This is a genomic window from Symbiopectobacterium sp. Eva_TO (assembly GCF_053848865.1).
The window spans coordinates 3,772,296-3,794,758 of sequence record NZ_JBSPEY010000004.1 but is presented as its reverse complement, the minus strand read 5'-3'; the positions used below and the strand labels follow the sequence as shown (position 1 = coordinate 3,794,758).

The 22,463-nt window shown below is 49.5% G+C and carries 28 protein-coding genes, 1 tRNA gene and 2 pseudogenes; 12 read left to right on the top strand and 19 right to left on the bottom strand.

All coding sequences use genetic code 11. The features are described from left to right. Window positions 1-12 precede the first annotated feature (12 nt). The 3 genes and pseudogenes from rnm (at window position 13) to ACWWJF_RS22440 (ending at window position 3,032) form a co-directional block, all read left to right on the top strand. Window positions 13-947, top strand: a pseudogene (rnm, locus tag ACWWJF_RS22450) (RNase RNM). A gap of 166 nt (window positions 948-1,113) precedes the next feature. Then, entirely contained in the window at window positions 1,114-2,133 is a 1,020-nt protein-coding gene (locus ACWWJF_RS22445) for an IS110 family RNA-guided transposase (protein ID WP_455869016.1), read from the top strand. A gap of 278 nt (window positions 2,134-2,411) precedes the next feature. Beyond that, window positions 2,412-3,032, top strand: a complete 621-nt coding sequence (locus ACWWJF_RS22440; RefSeq protein ID WP_455870618.1) for an L-threonylcarbamoyladenylate synthase — start codon at window positions 2,412-2,414, stop codon at window positions 3,030-3,032. Between the two features lie 289 nt (window positions 3,033-3,321). Here ACWWJF_RS22440 and ACWWJF_RS22435 read toward each other — a convergent pair whose 3' ends face one another. From ACWWJF_RS22435 to ACWWJF_RS22400, 8 genes are all read right to left on the bottom strand, one after another. Then, complete coding sequence (locus tag ACWWJF_RS22435; RefSeq protein ID WP_455870617.1) at window positions 3,322-3,792, bottom strand: GNAT family N-acetyltransferase; 471 nt, start codon at window positions 3,790-3,792, stop codon at window positions 3,322-3,324. Between the two features lie 198 nt (window positions 3,793-3,990). Next, window positions 3,991-5,115, bottom strand: a complete 1,125-nt coding sequence (locus tag ACWWJF_RS22430; RefSeq protein WP_455870616.1) for a phage integrase Arm DNA-binding domain-containing protein — start codon at window positions 5,113-5,115, stop codon at window positions 3,991-3,993. After that, window positions 5,093-5,278, bottom strand: coding sequence for an excisionase (locus ACWWJF_RS22425; RefSeq protein ID WP_455870615.1), 186 nt, complete (start codon window positions 5,276-5,278; stop codon window positions 5,093-5,095). Before ACWWJF_RS22425 ends, ACWWJF_RS22430 begins: the two co-directional genes overlap by 23 nt. 203 nt (window positions 5,279-5,481) lie before the next feature. Continuing rightward, complete coding sequence (locus tag ACWWJF_RS22420) at window positions 5,482-5,643, bottom strand: protease FtsH-inhibitory lysogeny factor CIII (RefSeq protein ID WP_455868413.1); 162 nt, start codon at window positions 5,641-5,643, stop codon at window positions 5,482-5,484. 14 nt (window positions 5,644-5,657) lie between these two features. Further along, window positions 5,658-5,867 carry a ParE family toxin-like protein gene (locus tag ACWWJF_RS22415; RefSeq protein ID WP_455868414.1) on the bottom strand — a complete coding sequence of 70 codons (210 nt, stop codon included), beginning with the start codon at window positions 5,865-5,867 and terminating at the stop codon, window positions 5,658-5,660. After that, complete coding sequence (locus ACWWJF_RS22410) at window positions 5,857-6,066, bottom strand: hypothetical protein (protein WP_455870614.1); 210 nt, start codon at window positions 6,064-6,066, stop codon at window positions 5,857-5,859. Before ACWWJF_RS22410 ends, ACWWJF_RS22415 begins: the two co-directional genes overlap by 11 nt. Before the next feature lie 113 nt (window positions 6,067-6,179). Beyond that, window positions 6,180-6,362, bottom strand: coding sequence for a hypothetical protein (locus tag ACWWJF_RS22405; protein ID WP_455870613.1), 183 nt, complete (start codon window positions 6,360-6,362; stop codon window positions 6,180-6,182). A gap of 9 nt (window positions 6,363-6,371) precedes the next feature. Further along, on the bottom strand, window positions 6,372-6,656 hold the full coding sequence (locus tag ACWWJF_RS22400; protein ID WP_455870612.1) for a hypothetical protein: 285 nt from the start codon (window positions 6,654-6,656) through the stop codon (window positions 6,372-6,374). A 144-nt stretch (window positions 6,657-6,800) separates the two neighbouring features. On the opposite strand from ACWWJF_RS22400, the gene ACWWJF_RS22395 reads away from it, so the two are divergent. The 3 genes and pseudogenes from ACWWJF_RS22395 to ACWWJF_RS22385 form a co-directional block, all read left to right on the top strand. Continuing rightward, window positions 6,801-7,016, top strand: a complete 216-nt coding sequence (locus ACWWJF_RS22395; protein ID WP_455870611.1) for an IS4/Tn5 family transposase DNA-binding protein — start codon at window positions 6,801-6,803, stop codon at window positions 7,014-7,016. 43 nt (window positions 7,017-7,059) lie between these two features. After that, a protein-coding gene (locus ACWWJF_RS22390; RefSeq protein ID WP_455868400.1) for an IS3 family transposase occupies window positions 7,060-8,228 on the top strand; the annotation gives its coding sequence in 2 pieces (ribosomal slippage) (window positions 7,060-7,315 and window positions 7,315-8,228; 1,170 coding nt in all). A 17-nt stretch (window positions 8,229-8,245) separates the two neighbouring features. After that, window positions 8,246-9,385, top strand: a pseudogene (locus ACWWJF_RS22385) (IS4 family transposase); the annotation flags it as partial. Here the strand turns inward: ACWWJF_RS22385 and ACWWJF_RS22380 are convergent. The 3 genes from ACWWJF_RS22380 to ACWWJF_RS22370 form a co-directional block, all read right to left on the bottom strand. After that, window positions 9,350-9,871 carry a Rha family transcriptional regulator gene (locus tag ACWWJF_RS22380; RefSeq protein ID WP_455870610.1) on the bottom strand — a complete coding sequence of 174 codons (522 nt, stop codon included), beginning with the start codon at window positions 9,869-9,871 and terminating at the stop codon, window positions 9,350-9,352. The pseudogene ACWWJF_RS22385 and the gene ACWWJF_RS22380 overlap by 36 nt on opposite strands. Before the next feature lie 116 nt (window positions 9,872-9,987). Next, window positions 9,988-10,701: a Rha family transcriptional regulator gene (locus ACWWJF_RS22375; protein ID WP_455870609.1), complete on the bottom strand. Its 714-nt coding sequence runs from the start codon at window positions 10,699-10,701 to the stop codon at window positions 9,988-9,990. A gap of 161 nt (window positions 10,702-10,862) precedes the next feature. After that, window positions 10,863-11,654: a BRO-N domain-containing protein gene (locus tag ACWWJF_RS22370; RefSeq protein ID WP_455870608.1), complete on the bottom strand. Its 792-nt coding sequence runs from the start codon at window positions 11,652-11,654 to the stop codon at window positions 10,863-10,865. 110 nt (window positions 11,655-11,764) lie between these two features. Here ACWWJF_RS22370 and ACWWJF_RS22365 point away from each other — a divergent pair, with 110 nt between their 5' ends. Together ACWWJF_RS22365 and ACWWJF_RS22360 are read left to right on the top strand one after the other, a co-directional pair. Then, a complete protein-coding gene (locus ACWWJF_RS22365) occupies window positions 11,765-12,217 on the top strand; it encodes a hypothetical protein (protein ID WP_455871217.1) in 453 nt (150 codons plus the stop codon). Window positions 12,218-12,233: 16 nt separating this feature from the next. Then, window positions 12,234-12,311, top strand: a tRNA-Gly gene (locus ACWWJF_RS22360). Between the two features lie 72 nt (window positions 12,312-12,383). On the opposite strand, the gene ACWWJF_RS22355 is transcribed toward ACWWJF_RS22360, so the two are convergent. The 7 genes from ACWWJF_RS22355 to ACWWJF_RS22325 all read right to left on the bottom strand — a co-directional run bounded on the left by ACWWJF_RS22355 (window position 12,384) and on the right by ACWWJF_RS22325 (window position 17,607). Then, on the bottom strand, window positions 12,384-13,007 hold the full coding sequence (locus ACWWJF_RS22355; protein ID WP_455870607.1) for a lambda exonuclease family protein: 624 nt from the start codon (window positions 13,005-13,007) through the stop codon (window positions 12,384-12,386). Further along, window positions 12,991-13,731 (bottom strand): phage recombination protein Bet, encoded by a 741-nt coding sequence (gene bet / locus ACWWJF_RS22350; protein ID WP_455870606.1) that lies wholly within the window; start codon window positions 13,729-13,731, stop codon window positions 12,991-12,993. Before bet ends, ACWWJF_RS22355 begins: the two co-directional genes overlap by 17 nt. After that, complete coding sequence (locus ACWWJF_RS22345; protein WP_455870605.1) at window positions 13,728-14,036, bottom strand: hypothetical protein; 309 nt, start codon at window positions 14,034-14,036, stop codon at window positions 13,728-13,730. Before ACWWJF_RS22345 ends, bet begins: the two co-directional genes overlap by 4 nt. A 111-nt stretch (window positions 14,037-14,147) precedes the next feature. Then, window positions 14,148-14,276: a protease FtsH-inhibitory lysogeny factor CIII gene (locus tag ACWWJF_RS22340; RefSeq protein WP_222159407.1), complete on the bottom strand. Its 129-nt coding sequence runs from the start codon at window positions 14,274-14,276 to the stop codon at window positions 14,148-14,150. Between the two features lie 301 nt (window positions 14,277-14,577). After that, window positions 14,578-15,407 (bottom strand): IS5 family transposase gene (locus ACWWJF_RS22335; RefSeq protein ID WP_455870604.1). Its coding sequence is split into 2 segments (ribosomal slippage): window positions 14,578-15,062 and window positions 15,062-15,407, totalling 831 coding nucleotides; the frame shifts between segments, so codons are not numbered across the junction. Between the two features lie 148 nt (window positions 15,408-15,555). Then, a protein-coding gene (locus tag ACWWJF_RS22330) for an IS3 family transposase (RefSeq protein WP_455871216.1) occupies window positions 15,556-16,763 on the bottom strand; the annotation gives its coding sequence in 2 pieces (ribosomal slippage) (window positions 15,556-16,442 and window positions 16,442-16,763; 1,209 coding nt in all). Window positions 16,764-16,912: 149 nt separating this feature from the next. After that, window positions 16,913-17,607 (bottom strand): IS1 family transposase gene (locus ACWWJF_RS22325; protein WP_455870603.1). Its coding sequence is split into 2 segments (ribosomal slippage): window positions 16,913-17,364 and window positions 17,364-17,607, totalling 696 coding nucleotides; the frame shifts between segments, so codons are not numbered across the junction. A 633-nt stretch (window positions 17,608-18,240) separates the two neighbouring features. Between ACWWJF_RS22325 and ACWWJF_RS22320 the strand changes: the two genes are divergently transcribed. From ACWWJF_RS22320 to ACWWJF_RS22310, 3 genes are read left to right on the top strand one after another with little or no spacing between them, the layout of a single operon-like run. Next, window positions 18,241-18,558: a hypothetical protein gene (locus ACWWJF_RS22320; RefSeq protein ID WP_455870602.1), complete on the top strand. Its 318-nt coding sequence runs from the start codon at window positions 18,241-18,243 to the stop codon at window positions 18,556-18,558. Then, window positions 18,543-18,794, top strand: a complete 252-nt coding sequence (locus ACWWJF_RS22315; RefSeq protein ID WP_455870601.1) for an ANR family transcriptional regulator — start codon at window positions 18,543-18,545, stop codon at window positions 18,792-18,794. The genes ACWWJF_RS22320 and ACWWJF_RS22315 overlap by 16 nt, the downstream gene beginning before the upstream one ends. A gap of 50 nt (window positions 18,795-18,844) precedes the next feature. Next, entirely contained in the window at window positions 18,845-19,933 is a 1,089-nt protein-coding gene (locus ACWWJF_RS22310) for a CfaE/CblD family pilus tip adhesin (RefSeq protein WP_455870600.1), read from the top strand. Between the two features lie 21 nt (window positions 19,934-19,954). Here ACWWJF_RS22310 and ACWWJF_RS22305 read toward each other — a convergent pair. Beyond that, window positions 19,955-20,799 (bottom strand): IS5 family transposase gene (locus ACWWJF_RS22305; protein WP_455870599.1). Its coding sequence is split into 2 segments (ribosomal slippage): window positions 19,955-20,454 and window positions 20,454-20,799, totalling 846 coding nucleotides; the frame shifts between segments, so codons are not numbered across the junction. A gap of 376 nt (window positions 20,800-21,175) precedes the next feature. On the opposite strand from ACWWJF_RS22305, the gene ACWWJF_RS22300 reads away from it, so the two are divergent. Continuing rightward, a protein-coding gene (locus ACWWJF_RS22300; protein ID WP_455871215.1) for an IS3 family transposase occupies window positions 21,176-22,383 on the top strand; the annotation gives its coding sequence in 2 pieces (ribosomal slippage) (window positions 21,176-21,497 and window positions 21,497-22,383; 1,209 coding nt in all). Window positions 22,384-22,463 lie beyond the last annotated feature (80 nt).

Here is a 22,463-nt window from a genome sequence, read left to right as displayed (position 1 = left end):
GCATTCACAACCATAGGTGCCTGTGTGTCCGAACTTTCCGTTGCTCTGTCTCCCAGTCCGCTGTTTGATTTGCACAGCCACACTACCGCTTCGGATGGAGAACTGTCGCCCGGCGAACTGGTACAACGTGCCGTTGAGATGCGCGTTGGTGTTCTGGCGATTACCGATCACGATACCTTGGCAGGCGTGGCTGCCGCGCAGAAGGCGATAGCCGCATTGAATCTGCCGTTACGGCTGGTGCCTGGGGTTGAGATCTCCACCCTGCGGGAAAATCATGAGATTCATATTGTCGGTTTAGGTATTGATCCCGAACACATCGCCCTGACGCATCTGCTCGAACAGCAGAAGGAGCGCCGCTGGCAGCGTGCACAGGCAATCAGTGAACGGTTGGAGAAGGCGCGTATTCCGGGCGCACTGGAAGGGGCACAGCGCCTTGCCGGAGAGGGAGAAATCACACGTGGTCATTTTGCCCGTTTTCTGGTGGAGCAGGGCAAAGCCAGCAATGTGGGGCAGGTGTTCAAATCCTATCTGGCAAAAGGAAAACCGGATATGTCCCGCCGCAGTGGTGTACAATAGCAGAAGCCGTTGATGTTATTCATCATGCGGGCGGTGTGGCGGTACTGGCACATCCTGGGCGCTATGATTTGTCTCCCAAATGGCTCAAGCGGGTGCTGGCCAGTTTTGTGGCAGCTACGGGGGATGCGATGGAAGTAGCCCAGTGCCAACAAGCGCCGGACGAACGAACTCAACTGGCGCGTTACGCGCAGGATTTTCAGCTCTATGCCTCGCAGGGTTCTGATTTTAACCGTCCCTGTGCCTGGATAGAGTTGGGACGCAAGCTCTGGTTGCCTGGCGGTGTAACGCCTGTGTGGCAACATCCCGTGCTGGCAGCACTGCCGTTGACCGCAGACGCGTTGCACCGCGACGGATGCGAAATGTCGCGCTAAATTCGAAGTTTAAGGAAATGTAATGAACGCATCCCACCTCTTTAAGCGCGGAGCAGAATGATGGTTGAAAGAGTGAAGTCGGCAGGTGTGGAGCCTCGCAGATTTCCGGCATCATGGTGCCCAATACGGGATGCATAAAGCTCCCTCAGACTGGAGACTCCACAGCATGAAATATACACCGGTTGGCGTTGATATCGCAAAGCATCTGATTCAGGTTCACTTCGTCAATGAGCACACAGGTGAAGTGGTGGACAAGCAGCTGCGCAGCAAGGATTTTCTGACGTTCTTCAGTAACCGGGAGCCTTGCCTGATTGGCATGGAGGCCTGTGGAGGCTCTCAGCACTGGGCCCGGGAACTGGAAAAGCTGGGGCATAAAGTCCGGCTGATGCAGGGACGGTTCGTCAAGGCGTTCGTCATGGGCAACAAGAATGATGTCATGGATGCCCGCGCTATCTGGATGGCGGTACAGCAGCCAGGCAAGGCGATAGCCGTAAAAACGGAAGAACAGCAATCGGTACTGGTTCTGCACCGTTCACGCAGACAACAGGTGAAGTTCAGAACTGCACAGATTAACGCGCTGCACGGAACATTACTGGAGTTTGGCGAAACCATCCATAAAGGTCGGGCAGCGATGGACAGGGAGCTACCGGCTGCACTGGAGCGGCTGAAAACGAAGCTGCCGCCGTATCTCATCACCGTGCTGGAAGACCAGTACAACAGACTGAATGAGCTGGACATGCTGATAGATGGCCTTGAAAAACAGCTTAACAGCGTGGCCCGGCAGAACGAAACCTGTAAACGGCTGATGGAAATTCCCGGCGTGGGGCCGTTAATCGCCACAGCGGCAGTTGCCACCATGGGGGAAGCCTCAGCGTTTAAATCCGGCAGACAGTTCGCTGCTTATGTCGGTCTGGTGCCGAAGCAGACGGGTTCCGGGGGGAAAGTTCGGCTGCTGGGGATAAGCAAACGTGGTGACACCTATCTGCGAACGCTGTTTATCCATGGGGCAAGAGCCGCTTCGTTAGTTGCTAAAGAGCCTGGGCCATGGATAACGGAACTTAAAAAACGGCGTCCGACCGGTGTGGCTATCGTGGCGATGGCAAATAAGCTGGCGCGAACTGTGTGGGCGCTAGCCGCCCATGAGCGTAAGTACGATAAAAATCATGTCAGTATCAGGCCCTATTAATCACTGATACCGATAACTATTTACTCTTAAAAAGGGTGAATGCAAAAAGGTTGCTCTGGTGGCCAGCGTGATGACAAAGACAGGTAAGACCGGGACTCGCTAAACCTGAATGATTTTTTGAGCTTAAAGCTCGCTAAGGAAATGAGGCGTGAGTCAGCGGATTACATAGTGGCTCGCAGCTTTATGGCTGCAAAAAAGCCGGATATAAAGCTGCAACCTACCCGTCAATGTCAAAATAATGGATGCCTTGCAAACGGGATGCGTTCATATAACGTATCATGAGTCAGTTTTTTTATATTCATCCACAAAACCCTCAGCCACGGTTGATCAATCAATCTGTTGACGTGCTGCGTAAAGGTGGTGTGCTGGTTTATCCCACCGATTCCGGTTACGCATTAGGATGTATGCTGGGGGAGAAAAATACGATGGAGCGCATTTGCCAAATTCGCCATCTGGACAGCAACCACAACTTCACCATCGTGTGTCGAGATCTTTCCGAAATATCCACCTATGCCTATGTGGACAATGCAGCATTTCGCCTGATCAAAAACAATACGCCCGGTAACTACACCTTTATTTTGAAAGCCACCAAAGAGGTGCCGCGTCGATTGATGAGTGAAAAGCGCAAAACCATCGGCTTGCGTGTGCCTTCTAACGAGATTGCGCTGGCGCTGTTGGAAGCGCTGAATGAGCCGCTGATGTCGACTACATTGATGCTACCGGGCAATGATTTTGCGGAGTCCGATCCGGAGGAAATTCAGGATCATTTGGGCAAACGGATAGATTTGATTATCCACGGTGGATTTTTGGGGCAAAAACCCACAACGGTAATTGATTTGACTGACTCCACGCCGGTTGTTGTGCGTGAAGGTACCGGTGATATCTCACCGTTTCAGTGATAAAGGCGCACCCTGTGCCTTATATTCAGCTTTCAGACTCCGACAGCGAATGGCACAGCAAAAATTGGGTAATCGGATGCTGTTCCCAGCCTGCTTGTAAAAATAACAGAGTCAACGCCTGCGGCACGGCGACAGGCGTTGAAATCCCCTCGAACTGCGCGGCCAGTGCCTGAAGTCATATCGTTATACACATCTTTCTAACGCACTGTTTAATCAATGAGTTACGGGTTTATCTCAGAGTGGCATTTTGAACCTCAAAAAGCCAATGGGATGGCTTGAATGCCTTAATTCACGGGGTTCTGAGCATCCTGTTCAAAAAATGGCCAAAAGATGTGTATAACGATATGGCCTGAAGTACCCGTCGTGCATGACCTTGCCGCCGGGCGGCAGGCGTGACATGAAGCGCCCGCAACTGTGGCTTGGTAAACGCGGTGGCAACAATGGCGTAAGCGTCATTGCCCCAGCGATATCCTTGTGCCGGCAGTGCGACCGTGCCCAAAGGATCGATCATCCAGGGTAACGCGTCATCAGATGCTGCGATCATGCTGCCGATAACGGTGACCGGATCGCAACGCGTTAATGTTACCGTAATGTTTAGTGTTCCACTCGCCAGTGGTGCAGTAAAGCCGCACAGGGTGTCCTGCCGAGTAAACCCCATCCTTTCATACAAGGCTATGCCTGCCGCATTGCTGCTAATCACCTCAAGCCACAGGGCGCTGTCTCCCCGCTGATGCGCTTCACGCAGCAGTTGCTCCAACATCGGCGGAGAAATATTATCCTTTTTATTCAGGTTTTTACAATTAATCGATCGAAATTACTCGAAATTCGATCGAAATAATTACACCTCTGTCCACTCTGAGCCCATATCGTTATACACATCTTTTGGCCATTTTTTGAACAGGATGCTCAGAACCCCGTGAATTAAGGCATTCAAGCCATCCCATTGGCTTTTTGAGGTTCAAAATGCCACTCTGAGATAAACCCGTAACTCATTGATTAAACAGTGCGTTAGAAAGATGTGTATAACGATATGCTCTGAGCCACGTACATCTCGGTACTTGTCGGTCATGGTTGCTGATTTATGCCCTAATAGTTTTTGTGCGTAGTCTTTCCCTTTCTCTTCAGTATATAAGCGAGCTGACAAACTTCTGATTTCATGAAAAGAGGGAGCAGTGCCTTCCCATTTCAAACCTGATCCACGACGCGCTTTCATAAATACTTCAGATAATGTTCTCTTAGCGAGAACACTGTGTTTTTCATCCGCCACAATGTGAGATTTACCATTATTTAATATTCTTAATTGCTGAAGCACATCTAAAAGGGAAAGATTCAGACATTCAAGGCGGGTTGTTTCCGCGATGGCCAACATCATGCCTGTTTTTTCTTGTCTGACGTAAAGACGTCCATCTCGGTAATCACTCCAGCACATGCCCTGAACATCGCTTAGGCGTTGTCCTGTGAGTAGAGCCAGGTCAAGGCAGGGGCCAACCCATGCGGGTAATTTATCTGCTGCTTTACGGATAGCCTTCCAATCGTCCAACGTTATGCGCTCGCGTTGAATTTCTACACGCTGGTTGCGCGTAGCTTCGGCTGGATTGCTTTTGGTGACCCCTTCAGCAATGGCCTCACGAAACAAGTCAAGCAGCAATGTTCTGATGCGGTTTGCCATTGTCGGTTTTCCTGCCTTTACCCACTGATTAAGGAACGAGGCAATGTCTTTGGTTTCTACTTTATGAATAGCAAACTCACCTAAATGGGCGTTAACGGCTTTCAGGTATTTATTGTACTCGTTCATCGTTGTCGGCTTGAGTTTCCGTCCTTCGAGTATCCTCAGATAACGTTCAGACCATTGACTCACTGTGGTCACCTGTGTGCCGTTGATGCGGTCAACGAGCGGTGATTGTTTTGATGAGCCATAAATTGCCATATTGGCGGCTATGGCTTGCGTAATGGCCTCCTGTCGATGGCGGCCCAGGCCATATTCTTTTCCTGTGCGTGGGTCACGGTAGCAAAAATAGCCGCCATTGCGCGGTTGCAGGTTTGGCGGCAAATCGCGGTTCTTATGACTTCTCCGGCGTGCCATGTCTTATCCTCGATAACAGGGTGGGGTGAAGGGCGCTGGATGGGCCAATGTTTTTGTTCTGGGTGAGCTTGCAGGCATTTTCGTCAACCAGGTACTCGCGCCCATCTCGTATCGGTGCGGGAAAAATCATTCCGCTCCTGACCAATCGCCTGACGGTTTCCATACAACGCGGACGGGGTTGCCGCCGGTTCCACTCGGATAAGGTGATGTATGCCATAATGACCTCTGCTAAAATTAAGCCGCCCAACCGTTCGTCATGGCGGTGAGCTGGCGGTAGGATTTAAAAATCGTAGAAATGGGGGCGTGAACGTGGCACACAGGGTGTGCTGGTGAAGGTGATTTCAGGCTGCCGTGCAACCGCCTTGATTAACGTACTGAAGCAGTTCTGATAGGCTTGCCTGCCTGTTCGAGGATATCGATAACCTTTCGGTATGCGTTTCGCAGCCATTTAACCAATTTATCCAGGTGAGTTTCTTCCGGGTGATAGCTCCCCATGAGGGCAGCATGACCCGCGAATGCATAATTCATGGGTGCTCCCGTTTTTAGATTGTTATTTGAGTGTCGTATTTTGCATGACTCATGGTTTTCCAACTCTGCCCATTATCTTTCGATAACATGCGCCAGTAGAGGGAAAGTCGTATTGATAAATAACCGGTTTGTCGTATGCGTCTTGCATGGATAAGTCCTTCACGGTATAAGCGCTTAAATCGCTTCTCCCGCTCTCTTATCCGTTTGGGTATTTTAGGTTTCATGGGCCTTCTCCATTTGATATTTGATTAATGCCTGAGTTGCCCGACTGTGACGACGACGGGCATTGTATAATTCACGTTTTTTCTTAAGGAGGGCGATAAAATAAGGGGCAGTATGTTTAATAACTCCCTCATATTCCGGTTTGTCCGGGCTAAGGGCTTTGTTGAATAATAGGGAATCGTGCTGTTTTACTATGCCCATTTTGGTAGAAAATGCTTATCACCTCAGGCATTCCGTTTTCTCATGATGCTTAACTGCATGATTTTACGTTGCTGGAAACAATCGTTTTACTGGGCTGGTAGCATAAAATCTGTTTATTCAACAAAGCCCGGGCTAAGTCGACCGCCATCAATGCCAGGGTCACCATGCTTACGGAAATATTGATACATGGCGGTACGATAAATATCTTTCAGCGTTACCATCGCCTTTTCGCACGCGACAATATCTTTAGATGCTGCGATAATGCGGGCAACGATAACTTCTTGTGATTGCTTCATAATTTTTCCTCATGCGACCTGAAGATATTTATCGTGGGTAAATTCACCGTTCCAGCCTTTCTTCATCGGAAGCTCGCCTTTCAGATAGTGGCGATACAGCCATTTGGCACCTTCTTTTAAAAGAATGACTTCATAAAATTGCTTCTTGCCCTTTTCGGTGTTAACGGTGACCGTTTTTTCGGTGAAATATTTATCGCGCGCATAAGCCTTTACACGCCACTCATAAGGTTTGTTTTCCTCTTTCTGTCCGTCGTAGAGGAAATTACGCTCTGCCAGAAACAGATTTACCCCCATCACATTCACCCCGTTAAGTCACCTCGTTATACACAAGTCCGCAACGCCTTATATGCCAAGGGTTAGCGGGCTGAAATAGGCAGCCAGTGGGGTTGTAAATGAAGTGAAACCGACGTGTACTATCGCCATTTACGGCGCTGAAAAATGACACGGGATTCAGATGGCTGGGCACACCAAGAACTGGAAGGGGTAAATCTTGGTGACACGAGGCTCAATAAGCGTGCCAAAGGGCTTTTGATACGGCTGGCTGAGAATCCGCAAGCCAGCATTCCGCATGCGTGCCTCGGATGGTCTGAGACGCTGGGTGCTTACCGCTTCATGGAGAACCAATGTAGTGGCACACTGATACTGGCCACCTGATCGGAGGTGATATGCTCACCTCATCAACACGACAGGTGACCTCATGGGTAAACATTTTACGGCGGAATTTAAGCTCGAAGCCGCAAAGCTGGTTGTCGACCACGGCTACACATACGTTAAGGCCGCAGAGGCGGTTAATGTCAGCCATTCTGCCATTAGTCGCTGGGTCAATAAGCTTCGCCTTGAACGACAGGGAAAAACGCCAACGGGACTTCCTCTTACCCCTGAACAGCTCGAGCTGCGTGAGATGAAGAAAAAAGTCCAATGCCTTGAAATGGAGAACGAAATCCTAAAAAAGGCTACGGCGCTCTTAATGTCGGACTCACTCAACGGTTCACGGTAGTCGACAGGCTGAGGGCGCGATACCCGGTCACGGCGTTGTGCCAAACTTTTGAGGTACATCGCAGCAGCTACAGGCACTGGCAGGCTTCCGCTAATGAACCCGACGGTGAGCGCGTGGTTAAGTGTAGCCGCGTCATGGAAGCCTGGAACGCCAGCGGCGGCTCTGCCGGCGCTCGAAGTATCGCGACCATCGTCACCGGCAGCTCCGGTGTCAAAATGGGGCGCTGGCTGGCTGGCAAGCTGATGAAGGAGCTGGGTATCGCCAGCTGCCAGCGACCGGCTCACAAATACAAACGCGGCGGCAATGAACACGTTGAAATACCGAACTATCTCAACCGCCAGTTCGCGGTTACCGCGCCGGATCAGGTCTGGTGCGGCGATGTGACCTACATCTGGACGGGCAAATGCTGGGCTTACCTTGCGGTGGTGCTAGATCTGTTCGCCCGCAAACCGGTGGGCTGGGCCATGTCGACGTCGCCGGACTCGGCGCTGACAGTTAAAGCGTTGCAGATGGCCTGGGAACTCCGGGGACAACCAACAGGAGTCATGTTCCACAGCGACCAGGGCAGCCACTATACCAGCCGTCAATACCGGCAAGCCCTGTGGCGCTGCCGGATAAAGCAGAGTATGAGTCGGCGGGGTAACTGCTGGGATAATGCGCCAATGGAGCGGTTCTTCCGCAGCCTGAAGACAGAATGGGTGCCGACAAAGGGTTACAACAGCTTCAGCGAAGCCCAGGACGCGATTATCCGCTACATCACGGGGTATTACAGCGCTATCCGGCCTCACTGGTATAACGGCGGCTTAACTCCAAACGAATCTGAGCGACTGTTCTACATACAGTCTAATGCGGTGGCCAATATTAGTTGACCACTACACAAGCATTCGAATGGCGAGACATTCTGCAACCTCACTGGCAGCGTACGCAGGAAAGGATCCGAGAACACGAGGTTGTGCTGTGTATCCAAGACACTACCGAGCTTGACTTCAACGGGCAGCAAATCCAAGGCTTGGGTCCCTTGAACTACGAAGCCAGGCGTGGTCTGTACCTGCATCCGACCTACGCGGTCAGTCCGGATCGCGTGGGGTTGGGCGTACTGGATGCGTGGATGTGGGCAAGAGAGCCGAAGGATGCAGACGGAAAACGCGATGGGCTCAAGGAGAGTACGCGCTGGCTCGAGGGATACGAGCGAGTTGCTGAACTCGCCTCGGAGTTGCCAAACACACGTCTGGTGTACTTAGCCGATCGCGAAGCGGATATCAAGGCGTTGATGCAGCTCGCTGATGACCTTGGCACTCAGGCTGACTGGTTGATCCGCTCGACTCATAATCGCAGTCTGGACTGTAATGAGAAGCTTTGGCAGAAGGTTGGAAAGACCGTGCCGGTGGGAGAAATCCAATTCGTTATGGCGGCTCGCGCGGGGCAGAAGGCGCGTACGGTGAAACAGGCGCTGCGCGTGAAGCGAGTGCCGCTGCGTTGCGGGTTGGCAGTGACTTGTGTGATAGCCAAGGAAATTGAGCCGCCAGCAGGCGTGAAGCCGGTCGAGTGGCGGTTGCTGAGCAATCGCGTACCTGAAGGACGAGAAGATATCGTGGAGCTGATCGACTGGTATCGGGCTAGATGGGAAATCGAGATGTTCTTCAATGTGCTGAAGAACGGCTGCTGTGTCGAAGCGTTACAGTTATCGACCGTGGATCGCATTGAGCGGGCATTGGCGCTGTTCATGATCGTGGCATGGCGCATCGCCTATTTAATGCGTATGGGACGAACCTGTCCAGAGCTGGACGCAATGTTGTTCTTTGATTCCGACGAGACTCATGGCGCTTACCTACTGATGAACAAGCGTATGCCCAAGGGCCGCCCTAAGCTAAACGAAGTATTGCGCTTAGTTGCGCAACTGGGAGGCTTTCTTGCTCGAAAAGGCGACGGTGAACCAGGCGCAAAAACTATCTGGAAAGGCTTGCAGAAAGTCATGACGGCCGCCGAAACGCTACGCGCGCTCAGGCACGAACAGAGATGTGTATAACGAGGTGCCGTTAAGTTGCTTGCAGAACTGGACGGGCGTCATGCCGACCTGAAAGAGGTTTTGCAGGCAATGAATCTCTTCTTCTTGCTTTTTGTTAACCAATGCCAGCGCTGCTTCACTCTTTTTCGACTCAAGCAGAGCTTCCAATGCTGAGATGTAGTTTTCTGGCAATGCTCGTTGGGCTGCCAGCTTCTCCAGCTCTTGCCAGCGGTCAACCAGACGGGCGGTGAACTCAGGGCAAAGTTGAGCGACGACGATAATACTGTCGCGTTTGCCTTGTTCTCCCTCAAAAATGTAAGCTTCAGAAAACCGGTTAGGGCTATTTGATTGTTTATTTTCAACTTTCGCCATTGGCGGTAGTTGGATTACCATGGATGCCGCGAGTCTTTCGATGCTGCGTTTAACATCGCCATGACGGCTTCCAACCAACTGAGCGATTTCAACGCTGGACATGGTTAATGTTTGTGCAATGGTTAAATTTTGCATACAGATATACCTCGTTGGTTAAAACGATAATGGAACCCCGGCACGATACCGGGGAGGGATTAGTGGTTAGTGGTTAGTGGTTAGTGGTTAGTGGTTAGTGGTTAGTGGTTAGTGGATTAGTGTTTTTCGATAAGAGGTTTGTCTAAGCGCGTAGGGCTGGCATCACCAGACATAACTAATGTGCGATAGCCAAAATCTTGTAGTGTCTGAACGAGCAGATGAACATCGTGTCGGAGTTTTCGGATATACTCGCCATCAACACAATCTTTACCATCGATATTGATTACTCTGTGGTGTCTATGCTGGTAGCAAACTAACCAGCGGCCTTCCGAGGGGATGGTAACTTTTATCGATTCATCAGATGTTGGTGCATATAATTGAGCCTCCATGCGGTTAAACTCCGCAATGTAAGCTTCCTTGAACGCTGCTGCTTTCTTGCCCGTGAAGCCCATGACGAGGAAGACGAAGCCGTCTTTGGTCATGGTATACATTGGAAGTTTGCGGCCTGTGCTGTCGGCGTATTCACTCGGCTCAAAATTGAGCTCAGTGAATTTTGGGGAACAATCGAGCGATTCAATGCTACGTATAACGTTCTTGTGCAGCTTGCAAAAATAATCAGCAACGTCCAGTGATGTAGTTACAGCTTTACCGTTGTGAATAGTAACTTTGGGAGCGGCAAGAGATGTTTGAAGTATCATGATGAACTCCGATGGTTTCTTTGTGTTATCACCACCAGAGTTTGCAGACTCATTGGTGGTGAGCTGAACGGGGCTGCAAAAACCGGAGAAACCGCCCGGCGAGCCGTGAGGCTCCCCCATCCAGCCCACCATAGAGGTGCAGCTTTCAGGCAACAAAAAACACGCTCGCGGCGTGTCGTTGTCGCGGTTTCATCGACGGGTTTGCAATTCCGGCACCTGAATTTGCAGATGCAGAGTGACTATAGCGCATGATTTCTTATTTCGTCAATGGGGTGGTGGGTTTCGGTTTATGGCTATACGAGTCCGCTGTTTGCCGCCTCCAACTCCGCAAGCAAAATGTCATTGAACTTTTCCAGTGCCTTATCGTTGTAGCGGAAAGCTTCAACCTGCTTGTTGCTGTAGTGCGATTTGTCCAGATAGTATTCGCCGTACTCCTCCGTTTTCATATTGTTGTCGTTGGCGATACGACCAATCTTGTTCGCCGAGACATTGAACATCTTGCCGATTTGCGTAGCGGTATAGTGCTTTTCCTCAATCACAGGTACTGGAATCACTTCATGTCCAGCGATCGGGTTGATCAGTCCGGTGATAACGGCTTGGCGTGCGGCGTCGGAAAGCCCTGTAGCCCACTGGAAGGTCTTTTCGGCTATCTCCATCTGGATTTGCATAGCACGCGCCTTGCGATATTCTGGTAGGCCGCTACCTTCGTCACGGTGAGCTGTCTTCATGCTGTAGCTGCCCTGCTGACGTAATGCCGGTAACACCTCTTCGCATACCCAATCCTGCACACGTTCGGCAGAGGGGAGCTTGCTTTTCAGTATCAGACGGTAGAGGTCGGATTCCGGCGCAAGAATGATGCCTTTCGGATAAAAGCCTAAATTCAATTCCGTCGTTTCGACGGAATCAAGTTTAATCAGTGATTTACAATGCTTGCTGAGTGCCTGGTGTGGGTCGTTATATCCAAGAGCCTTTGCCAGTTCGACGGCGAAGAACACCGGTTTGCCTTGATAAAGCGTTCCCTGTAGCTCGATATCTGAATCAGCAGACTTAAAAAGCATGAGTTGTGTTTTGGTGATTTTGGTCATAACGACTTCTCCATAATTAAACGGATGTGGTTATTAGAGAACTAACGGGTAAAATTTTGCAGATTGGCGGTCAGATCGCTTACACTTGGCTTAACACAGGAGGATTTCCCATGGGCCAGGTTGCATTTGATACTCAAGAGTTCGTCGAGAAGCTGGAAAGCTCTGGTCTTAATAGAGAGCAGGCCAAGGCTATAACCCTTGTCGTGCGTCAGTCCCATGAGGTTGCAGACCTTGCTACCAAGCGTGACCTTGAGGATGTGCGCAAAGAGATGCAAGCCCGCTTTGAGAAGACCGACGCGCAGATAGCAGATGTGCGTAAGGAGCTATCCACAGAGATAGCCGATGTCCGTAAGGATATTGACGCTCGCTTCGAGAAGAACGAAGCTCAGATGCAGGCTCGCTTCGAGAAAACTGAAGCTCAGATATCTTTAGTCCGCAAGGACTTACAGCTTGAGATGGCGGGTATCCGCTCTGAGCAGAAGTTAATGCGCTGGATGCTGAGCGCTGGAATTTTGGGTATTCTCTCTCTGGTTGTGAAAGCTTTTCTCGTTACAGCCCTTTAATCAATTCTGCCACCTTGGGTCGGTAGCTTAGTGTGGAAGAGCGTACGTGTTCCCCAACCGTAAGATGCGGGTTCGATTCCTGCTCGACCCTCCAGCTTTCAGCAACTCCCCCTCTCGCGTCAGGCGACTCACCTGTTTGCACAGCCGCCCGACGACGTGCATGCACTCATGCGGCTACCTTGGCTAAATGTCTAATAGCCTCAAGTTCTCTTTCAAGTTCAGCCAGGAACTGCATTAACGCCTCCTCTATTTCAGCAACCCGTTTATCGTCCTGATGAATTCTCAACTGGTAATAGGCAAGGTCTGGCGGTAGCCTATCGTCATAGCTGACAAAATCACACCATTTCCTGCCCGTACACATCATTTGTGCGTGCATTTGGAGCAGATATTGCTGTTTTGGTTTGCCTGTCTTAATGGTCTCTAAATGCGTCCATGTATTGGGGCACTTGATTTCAATCAGACCATCATCCCCCACAAGACCATCAGGTGATGCGCCAAATCCTACGATATCAGGGTGAAGAATAAACCCGACCTCCGTCACTTCTGCGTCAAACTGGTTAAGCAGGTACATCTCCCGCGCTACCGGTTCAAGTTCAGTGCCGCGCTGCATGGCGGCGTTTGAGTAACTTTCTTCGATCTTTCCGGTCAGTAGCTGGCAGATAAGCTCTGCCATATAGTTCTGGCGGCTGGCGGAATAGCCCGATTTGTTTTTTGCCATCACGTCAGATAAGCGACTGGCGGTCACGTTACCGCAACGGGCGGCAAACCATTCATCACTCCGCTGTTGCATGATCCACCTCACTATATTCTGCGTCGACGGGAATGCTTTTCTTGATGCGCTCCTTCTCTGCCTTGCCGATAATCTGGCGCTCTTCCTGAGTGAGGCTCTTCCACGTTTCAGCGAAGACTTCCATGCTCAGTTGCGCCGCCTCTTCGCACCTGGCAATGAGTGCAGGGCGGCGCTCATCCGTCTCTTGTCCAGCAACAACACTTGCTGGCGTGCTTTCTATAATCCGCTCCGCTTCGTCACTGTCGTAAATGCCCGCGAAGCCAAATGCCATGCGTGCGCACTGAATAAGTGACTTGTGGCGCAGCATGCGGGTGGGGTGTGATTGCCACGGCTGGGTATTGCGCTTACACTCGCCCATGTATTCGGTAACTACAGAGGGGTGTTTGCGATCTTTGCGGTAAATCCTGCAAGTCGATGCGCCCTCGTCCTTATCGTAGCTGAATTCCATTCCGTCGAACTGAGGATGTTCGTTAATGATCCGCGCCCAACCATCTACACCAACAACCGGAACAATGCCGCCCTTATCAGGGAATGCGTAAATCTCTTTCGTCCACGGGTTAAGCCCGTACTGGTTGGCAACGATAAGTAGGGCGGTAAATTGCTCGTCCGTGACGTTACCCCCCTTGAACGCCGTATTCTTAAGGGTATCCATCAAATCTGTATCCTGCTCCATACCGAGACGCTCAGCCAGTTTTCCAGCCATTGTTGCTAATGCTGTGCTCATGCTGCATCCTCCGTGCTGTTCTGCCTGTCATAAATCCAAAAAGCCCGCTCCACCTTCACGCGGTGAAATATGGCGTCGAATATGCGGTGGCTTTCTGTTTCCTGATAATCAACGTCGCTATCTTCCATGTACTCACAGGCTTGCTCTGTGTAAGCATCAGGCCAATGCTTTCTGAGCGGATCACGAAACCTTTCGATAGACTTCTCCGCCAATTGCTCAGCCTCTGCGTAACAGTCCTCAATTACCTCATCCGGCATCTCTTCCATGATTTTTCGAATTGCTGATAACTTGTTTAGGCTAAGCATGTTTCGCCCTCCGCAATAATTTCATAGCTGAAATCCATTTCTCTTTGTTTACGTAAAGAACGGCTTCCCTGCATAGCTCTTGTGCCTTGATAAAATACGGATTCGATTTCATTACGGCTCACCTCTCTGATTAAGAGTGTCTTTAAGCCATTTAGCAGCGGCTTTAATGATGTTAATAATTCGGTCTAATTGTGTTTCCGAGCGGCCAGCAATAGGCCACCCTGCAAAGGCATATTGCATGGCGTTCTCCGTTTAACTATATGGATTGATGTATTAATGATGCCGAGGAATATCGGCGAGGGTATAAAGAGGTAGTTCAGTGTTATCTATTATTAGGCTGTGTCCCTTAATTGCATAACTTCTTGTAAAAGAGGCGGATGCAGCCCAGTTTAACCCATATCGTTATACACATCTTTTGGCCATTTTTTGAACAGGATGCTCAGAACCCCGTGAATTAAGGCATTCAAGCCATCCCATTGGCTTTTTGAGGTTCAAAATGCCACTCTGAGATAAACCCGTAACTCATTGATTAAACAGTGCGTTAGAAAGATGTGTATAACGATATGAGTTTAACCATCGACAGATAATTCCTCGCCGTTTTGTCATAACGTGTGGCAATACGGCGGTATTCTTTTAATCGGCCAAAACATCTTTCCACTACATTGCGATGACGGTAAGCGCCACTGGCGAACCGTGAGCGCCCGTTCGAAGCCATTTTTTCATTCGTTTTTCGGGGGATGACTGCCTTTATCCCCTTTCGTTTCAGCTCGTTGCGTAGTGCATGCCCTGAATAAGCTTTGTCAGCCAGCACCGCATAACCACGACGCTTCATGCTGCCATTCTGGCGCTGAACACCAATACCGTCCAGAAGACGTAATGCGAACTGGCTTTCGTGAGCCTGTCCGGGGCTCAGCAGGATGTTTAACGGGAGACCACTTCCGTCTGTTGCCAGATGGATTTTGGTGCCAAAACCACCGCGAGAGCGACCCAGACCGTTATCTCCGGCGATATCGGGATGTTTTTTTGAGCACCGGCAGCACATTTCAGCGCCCGGATATTACTGCCATCCAGCGCCGTGGCAGACCAGTCAACGAGACCATGCGCATCAAGAGCAGAAAGTAACCTGTTGAAAATAATGTTAATCACACCCGATTTTGACCACCGATTAAAGCGGTTATATACGGTTTTCCACGGACCATATCGCTCAGGTAAATCACGCCATGGAGCACCTGAGCACAGAATCCAGAACATACCATTGATGATTTTACGATGTTCTGCCCATGGACGTCCGGCACGTGGTATTGCTGGTTCAGCAGGCAGTAAAGAGTGGATGATCATCCATGCTTCATCGGGAAGGTCGTAGCGAGCCATAGTTCAATATACTGTGGAAACATACGGTTACTATAACTCAGGTAATTAAGGGACACAGCCTAGTGTGATATTGATTGCGGCGATAAGCGGATGATGGGAATGCTGAAAGTGTGATCTTGACCCACCATCTCCGGACAGCTTTTGTATCTTAAGTTAACGATGCCCGCTGGCGCCGATATTCTCTTGGGGAGTTGTATCCCAGCGCACTGTGCGGATGGTTTTCATTGTAATGATTGAACGCCGCTGCAAGATTCTTCAGCGCTGTTCGCACATCGGGTTTTGGCATGAAGGCGATGTAATCTTCCTTCATCGTCTTCACGAACCGTTCTGCCATGCCGTTACTCTGTGGACTGCTCACTGCTGTTGTGCAGGGCTCCAGATTCAGTTCTCTGGCGAACTTCCGCGTTTCATGCGCTGTGTACGCTGAACCATTATCCGTCAGCCATTGCACTGGTTTATCCGGCAGCGCGCTACCGAAGCGTTTTTCCACCGACCTCAGCATCACATCCTGCACGGTTGAACTGTCATAACCCCTGGTGCTCGCTGCCCAGTCTATGGCCTCCCGGTCGCAGCAGTCCAGTGCGAACGTCACCCGCAGCTTCTCGCCGTTGTCACAACCGAACTCGAAGCCATCTGAGCACCAGCGCATATCGCTCTCTGCTACCGCGATTTTGCCTTTATGCTCCCGCTTCGGACGTTCAGTTTTATCATGCAACAACAGCAGGTTATGCTCGCTCATTATCCTGTAAAGCCGTTTGGCGTTCACCGGTGGAAGTCCCTCTGCACGACGTTGCTTACGCAGGATACCCCACACTCGGCGGTAACCGTAACTGGGCATGTCGCTGATGATACGGAGGATGTCCGATAATATCTCAGCATCAGCTTCGTCATTACGCCGGTTGCTGCGCCTGTCCAGCCAGTCGGCAGAACGGTTAACCCGCAGTGACAGCTGCGCACGCGACACGCTCATGGCGCGGCTGACCAGAGCTATTCCCCGTCTTTTGGCAACAAGGGCGCGTGCGCTATCCATTTTCGCGACTGGCGGTACTCCACTGCTTCTTTGAGGATCTCAACTTCCATCGTCTTCTTACCCAGAAGGCGCTGTAGCTCCCGGACCTGCTTGAGGGCAGTCGCCAGCGCCGAAGCTGGAACCACTTCTTCTGCGGCCGCAACGGCGGTGAGGCTTCCTTCCTGGTATTGCTTCTTCCACTTAAACAAAAGGCTGGGCTGGATGCCATGCAGGCGGGCTACATGGGAGACGTTCATCCCCGGCTCCATTGTCTGCTGAATGATGGCGATTTTCTCTTGCGGAGTTTTACGCTTACGGACTTCTTGCCCTAACAGGATCCCGGTCATTTCAAAATTAGCATGATTGTTAGACATATATCTAAGCCTATCTCTTATCTGGAGATACAGCTACTGTCTGGTGTTACAGGGGGCTACATCAGGAATGCTGAAAGTGTTTCAGTCATAGATACCCGTTAATTTTTTGGTAATGACTCCAATTAGTAGAACATGTGTTTTTCGATGAAGGCTCCGATGACTTTTTCGTGGATCTCGACGGAGCGCGAGAAGCAAATCGTTTTACGCGCCAGTCGTTTAATGCGGGTACGGAGCGTCAGGTTATTGCGCTCTATGCGTTGCGTGAAGATCTTGCCAGTCAGATGTTTCTGCTTCGGAACCTCTCTTGCATGGCTGCCCCAGTTGTCACTGTTAATCATGCCGATGTTGAACGGTGTCAACAGAGCCAGCAATTCACGGCAGGTCTCATCGGTTCGGGGGCCAAAAGTGTAGGCCAGAACACCGCCCGTTTTGGTATTGTAAGCGTACCAGAGCCAGTGCTGTAGCGCCTGACTGCCAACGAAGCTCCATTGCTCATCAAGTTCACAGATAAGGGCGACGTCGGCGTGAGCAACGGGAGAAGACGTTATCCTGCGGGGCGAGAGCTTTTTAAAGCCCGGATGACCGTATTGATGACGATTTTCAACGTTCTGGCGGTATCGCGAACACCGGCACCGTTGAAGGCCATATCAACGATCTGCTCTTTGACTCCCGGCTTTCGCGCTTCATAGCGGTAGGTAAGCTGGAATACACGGCGACAGCACTGACACCGGAAGCGTTCGCGCTTAGTTGGACTAAGGCCATGTCGATAAACTTTATCTGAATGGCAGCGAGGGCAATGAACAAAAACAGTAACCACGTGGAAACCTCAAATAGCGGCAGAATATCACAAAAGCCAACTATTTGAAGGCATTACCAGAAAAACAGAATTAACCACCTATGTTTATGTTTTAAATGACAAGGCACCTCATTACTTTATTTTTATAAAGATAGATAACAGAAAGTTTGTGCATTTTGCAGACTGCTTTTAACTATCTGTAAATTAAGGAGATAAATTATAATGAGCCAAAAGAGTTACACATTTCTCACCGCCCCCTCCTTTTATTGATCGTTCCTGCAGATCAATAAAATAACAATGATAGGAAAAAGATATTAATGATTAAATATTGATAGGTTTATACGATTTTATTTAGCTTGGGAAACATCCTAAGCTAAATAACAGAAAGTAATGCTGCTCAGGTTAACTGACTTCACCACGATAAAAAAAAGATATGAAAGCCATTTTTTATGGTCATATCGAAAGATTAATTAGCGAGTTAATAATATCTCATGCAGTGAAGTGCTTATGTTTGGAATCAGTCAAAACAAACATTGCCTGATATTCATAATTAAAGTCAGCGCGTTCAGTAACGTTAAACATCAGTTGCCATCAGTAAAGGCATTATCTTTCTTAGCAAAGGTGCGTAAATGAAAAAAACAGCTGGTTAAAGCCATGGCGCTTTGTGTCCTTTATTACTGTGCCTCAGCAAATGCTGAAGTGGATATCTATCCGATTGAAGTCGGCATAGGTAATAAAGGTGCATCACAGATTCAGGTGTTTTCCAGAAGCGATAAAGTATCTTTCGTCAGGGTAACGGAAAAAATCATTAATCCCGGCACTCCTCTGGAAAAAGAAATCTCCGCTAATATGACGTCGGATGGTGCGCTTGTTATTACCCCTCAGAAACTGGCCGTCAGCCCCGGAGGCCAGCGGCTTGTTCGACTTGTGGCCGTGAATCTGCCGGAAAAAGAAACATGCAAGATGTTATAACCCATTTTAACTTCTTACAACTTGCTACTGGCGCAAGTGAAATGGCAAGACGTAGTGAATATGTAGTGGCTGCAAAACTTTGGGAAAAAGCTTATATGTGCGCAGTAAATAAAGAGAATCGGGACTGGTCTATTGCCAGATGTATAATTTGCAGGAAAATATTTGGTTTGAATATTGTTAATAATTCACGCCTACACCAAAATACTGATAATAAAAGACATAAGGAGTTAGAGTGATTTTTCATAAATGTGAAAAAACGAGAGTGATAATTTATCATGCTTACATTATGTTTATGTTTTTTTTCGTTTATGGCGTAGCAAATGCAGGCGATGTTAATTTGTCTAATTCCATTTCATTTGATAAAAGTGGTGTCCCTTTTATATGGAACTTCTCTCCAAGAAACTCGGGTCCAGGACTCCCTTATGATATGAATGATCCTGGAGCGGCTATGACTGGTGTTTGTCTTTCTAGTACAGATACCACAAATGGTGCATGCCTTACTAAAGGAACTATGGATAGTAGCCGTATGACATATTACGGTCAGGGCGATAATAATCCCAATTATGGAACAGATATAAAACTTAAAATAACTAGCTCTTTAGGTCAAACATTTGACTTTAAATTGAAAGCATTTCAAGGTGATGCTTGCGCTGCAAACGAGTTGGGTTATTGGTTCCCTTGCGAGGGTAACAATCCTATAGGTCTCAGTATTCGTGCGAATCAGCAAGGTATGAGCGAGATACCAACTGGTGACTGGACTGGTGCATTAAAACTTAACTTCGTTAACGCAAAGAACAATGTAACGGCACATGGCACTTATAATATACATGTTGTTGTAACTGACGAAAATATGCAAACCATTTATTTTCCTCAATTTCCAGCTTCCCAACCTGTTGTAAATCTCAATCTCGATATTTTCCCCGGTAATCTACAGCAGGGAACTGCAAAAGGTAAAACTAGTATTGACATGTGTCTTTACGATGGAAGTAATTCATCAAGTAACCATGTTATATTACGTTTCGAAGATGAGGGCACCTCTGCACCTGGACGGCCTACAGGGCAATTTTCCGTATATCTAGATGGTGCGGATAAAAGCACGGCGGCCAACAGATTAGATTATAATGTCTCAGTTTTAAACCCAACGACTGGTATACTTCAACAAGTGAATAACGGTGTGCAAATACAATGGGATAACACTAATAAAAGGAACATTCTCCGTCAGGTTGTTTTACCCGGAATTCCAGGTGTTTCTCTATGTGTGCCAGCTCCTCTTACACTGACCACTCCTGAATTCCCGTTAAGTACTAAATCAGGGGGACATTATAGCGGCGTGCTCAAAATATTTTATATGCCAGTTACAAGTCCTATTATGTAGTGGTCAACTAGGCTGTGTCCCTTAATTGCATAACTTCTTGTAAAAGAGGCGGATGCAGCCCAGTTTAACCATCGACAGATAATTCCTCGCCGTTTTGTCATAACGTGTGGCAATACGGCGGTATTCTTTTAATCGGCCAAAACATCTTTCCACTACATTGCGATGACGGTAAGCGTCACTGGCGAACCGTGAGCGCCCGTCCGAAGCCATTTTTTCATTCGTTTTTCGGGGGATGACTGCCTTTATCCCCTTTCGTTTCAGCTCGTTGCGTAGTGCATGCCCTGAATAAGCTTTGTCAGCCAGCACCGCATAACCACGACGCTTCATGCTGCCATTCTGGCGCTGAACACCAATACCGTCCAGAAGACGTAATGTGAACTGGCTTTCGTGAGCCTGTCCGGGGCTCAGCAGGATGTTTAACGGGAGACCACTTCCGTCTGTTGCCAGATGGATTTTGGTGCGAAAACCACCGCGAGAGCGACCCAGACAGTTATCTCCGGCGATATCGGGATGTTTTTTTGAGCACCGGCAGCACATTTCAGCGCCCGGATATTACTGCCATCCAGCGCCGTGGCAGACCAGTCAACGAGACCATGCGCATCAAGAGCAGAAAGTAACCTGTTGAAAATAATGTTAATCATACCCGATTTTGACCACCGATTAAAGCGGTTATATACGGTTTTCCACGGACCATATCGCTCAGGTAAATCACGCCATGGAGCACCTGAGCACAGAATCCAGAACATACCATTGATGATTTTACGATGTTCTGCCCATGGACGTCCGGCACGTGGTATTGCTGGTTCAGCAGGCAGTAAAGACTGGATGATCATCCATGCTTCATCGGGAAGGTCGTAGCGAGCCATAGTTCAATATACTGTGGAAACATACGGTTACTATAACTCAGGCAATTAAGGGACACAGCCTAGTCTGGAAATGCGTCTGCACTTTCGATTAAGTCTGTCGAGACTATGAAGGGTATCGGCCCCTTCATCGCTACGCTTGTTTGTCATACGTGTAATTCCTCATATTTGGGACCTGCCAGCAAATTGAAGGGGAATAAATAATAATTTGGCGTGGCGCTATCTAGCCGTGAGCGGTTTGACTTCCTGTGACCTGCTGCGTACATCGCCACGTTGTCCAAGCAGCACTGATGTAGCCCCCTGTAACACCAGACAGTAGCTGTATCTCCAGATAAGAGATAGGCTTAGATATATGTCTAACAATCATGCTAATTTTGAAATGACCGGGATCCTGTTAGGGCAAGAAGTCCGTAAGCGTAAAACTCCGCAAGAGAAAATCGCCATCATTCAGCAGACAATGGAGCCGGGGATGAACGTCTCCCATGTAGCCCGCCTGCATGGCATCCAGCCCAGCCTTTTGTTTAAGTGGAAGAAGCAATACCATGAAGGAAGCCTCACCGCCGTTGCGGCCGGAGAAGAAGTGGTTCCAGCTTCGGCGCTGGCGACTGCCCTCAAGCAGGTCCGGGAGCTACAGCGCCTTCTGGGTAAGAAGACGATGGAAGTTGAGATCCTCAAAGAAGCAGTGGAGTACCGCCAGTCGCGAAAATGGATAGCGCACGCGCCCTTGTTGCCAAAGGACGGGGAATAGCTCTGGTCAGCCGCGCCATGAGCGTGTCGCGTGCGCAGCTGTCACTGCGGGTTAACCGTTCTGCCGACTGGCTGGACAGGCGCAGCAACCGGCGTAATGACGAAGCTGATGCTGAGATATTATCGGACATCCTCCGTATCATCAGCGACATGCCCAGTTACGGTTACCGCCGAGTGTGGGGTATCCTGCGTAAGCAACGTCGTGCAGAGGGACTTCCACCGGTGAACGCCAAACGGCTTTACAGGATAATGAGCGAGCATAACCTGCTGTTGTTGCATGATAAAACTGAACGTCCGAAGCGGGAGCATAAAGGCAAAATCGCGGTAGCAGAGAGCGATATGCGCTGGTGCTCAGATGGCTTCGAGTTCGGTTGTGACAACGGCGAGAAGCTGCGGGTGACGTTCGCACTGGACTGCTGCGACCGGGAGGCCATAGACTGGGCAGCGAGCACCAGGGGTTATGACAGTTCAACCCTGCAGGATGTGATGCTGAGGTCGGTGGAAAAACGCTTCGGTAGCGCGCTGCCGGATAAACCAGTGCAATGGCTGACGGATAATGGTTCAGCGTACACAGCGCATGAAACGCGGAAGTTCGCCAGAGAACTGAATCTGGAGCCCTGCACAACAGCAGTGAGCCGTCCACAGAGTAACGGCATGGCAGAACGGTTCGTGAAGACGATGAAGGAAGATTACATCGCCTTCATGCCAAAACCCGATGTGCGAACAGCGCTGAAGAATCTTGCAGCGGCGTTCAATCATTACAATGAAAACCATCCGCACAGTGCGCTGGGATACAACTCCCCAAGAGAATATCGGCGCCAGCGGGCATCGTTAACTTAAGATACAAAAGCTGTCCGGAGATGGTGGGTCAAGATCAGATTTTTGTGTCCTGCAATATCCCCGCGCACCGAAAGCGCATC